Raw genomic sequence first — 1,946 nt, forward strand, 5'->3', positions numbered from 1 at the left:
GACCCTGTTGCCCATTCGTGGTGAGGGCTGACGGGGGTGTGATCTTTGGTGCAGGCTGGGTGTGCGGCCGGTTCCTTTCCTGTCCCCGGTCGTGGGGTGGGAGTGGGTCGTGTCGATGGAGCCGCAGCCGTGGCCGGAGCCGGCGCCCGAGGTGGCGCGGGCGGTCCGGGCGAAGAACTACGGACGCAACGTGCCGTTGCCTGTGGCCGTCCGTGACCGGCTCGGTGAACTGTTCCCGGACACCGAGTTCGCCGACGCGTTCGGCCTGACCGGACCGGCGGGCTGGTCACCGGGACGTCTGGCGCTGATCACGGTGTTCCAGATGGCGGAGAATCTGACAGATCGGCAGGCCGCGGAGGCGGTGCGGGACCGGTTGTCGTGGATGTACGCGCTGGGCCTGGGACTGGAGGACACCGGCTTCGACTTCACCGTGCTCTCCCAGTTCCGCACCAGAGTGGCTGAGCACCAGTTGGAGGAGAAGGTCCTGGACCTGCTGCTGGCCCGGCTGACCGAGCAGGGCCTGCTCGCCGCCGGGGGCAAGCAGCGCACCGACTCCACCCACGTGATCTCCGCGGTCCGCGACCTGAACCGCCTCGAGCTGGCGGGTGAGAGCGTGCGGGCCGCAGTCGAGGCCCTTACCGTGGCCGCACCCGACTGGGTCGCCGCCGTGCTGGACGTGCCGGGCTGGTCGCGCCGCTACGACACCCGGATCGACACCTGGCGCATGCCCTCGTCGAAGACCAAGCGCGACCAGCTCGCCCTGACCTACGGGCGGGACGGCTTCGCCCTGCTGAGCGCGGTCTTCGATCCGCGTTCCCCGCACTGGCTGCGCGAACTTCCCGCCGTGCAGACCCTGCGCGTGGTGCTGCTGCAGAACTACACCCGCACCGTCGACGCCCGGGGCCGCGAAACGGCCAAGCGACGGGAGCGGGCGGAGGAAGGCGGTGACGGGCTGCCGCCCGGCCACCTACGCATCGCCTCCCCCTACGACACCGACACCCGCTGGTCGGCCAAGGGCGACATGTTCTGGAACGGCTTCAAGCTGCACGTCACCGAGACCTGCACCACCGCGCCCGAGGACGAACGCACCGGCCCGAACCTGATCACCGACGTGGCCACCACCGCCTCCACCGTCCCCGACATCAAGGCCCTCGAGCCCATCCACCAACGCCAGCACCGGCGCGGCCTGCTGCCCGGCGAGCACTACCTCGACTCCGGATACGCGAGCGCGGACGCCATCGTCACTGCCCGCACGCGCGGCGTCGCCCTGATCACCCCGGTCCTGCTCGACCAGTCACGCCAGGCCCGGGAGAAGGCCGGCTTCGACGCCGCCAACTTCACCATCGACTGGAAATATCAGCAGGCCAGCTGCCCGACGGGACAGACCAGCTCCTCCTGGAGTCCCTGCCTGCAGCGAGGCCGGCCGGTGACCGTCGTGAAGTTCACCCGCTCCACCTGCGGCCCCTGCCCGGCCCGCGAGCGGTGCACCACCGGCAAGGCCGGCTACCGGCAGCTGACCCTCCATCCCAAGGCGATGACCGATGCCCTCCGCACCGCCCGGGCCGACCAGGCCGGACGCGACTGGCAGGCCGACTACGCCCTGCGTTCCGGTGCCGAGGGCACGATCCGGCAGGCCGTCGCGGTCACCGGCAGCCGACGGGCCCGCTACCGCGGCCTCTCGAAGACCCGCCTCGAACACGTCTACAGCGCGGTCGCTCTCAACCTCATCCGGCTCCACGCCTGGTGGCACGGCAGACCACTCGACCGGACCCGCACCAGCCACCTCGCCCGCCTCGAACTCACCCTCGCCGCATAGCCTAGCAACGACTACCTCGGCCTGACCCACCACCCCGTGGTCACCGGGGCCGCCGCCGAGGCGGCCCGCCGCTGGGGCGGCGGCTCGACCGGCTCCCGCCTGGTCACCGGCACCACCGCGCTGCACCCCG

General features: G+C 71.5%; 1 protein-coding gene and 1 pseudogene. Both read left to right on the forward strand.

Features of this window, described 5'->3' with window-relative positions:
- Positions 1–115: 115 nt before the first annotated feature.
- Positions 116–1,816, forward strand: a complete 1,701-nt coding sequence (locus C7C46_RS17620) for an IS1182 family transposase (RefSeq protein WP_110670771.1) — start codon at positions 116–118, stop codon at positions 1,814–1,816.
- A gap of 3 nt (positions 1,817–1,819) precedes the next feature.
- Positions 1,820–1,946: pseudogene (locus tag C7C46_RS36585) on the forward strand (8-amino-7-oxononanoate synthase); the annotation flags it as partial.

The organism is Streptomyces tateyamensis (assembly GCF_003205575.1).
Lineage (GTDB): Bacteria > Actinomycetota > Actinomycetes > Streptomycetales > Streptomycetaceae > Kitasatospora > Kitasatospora tateyamensis.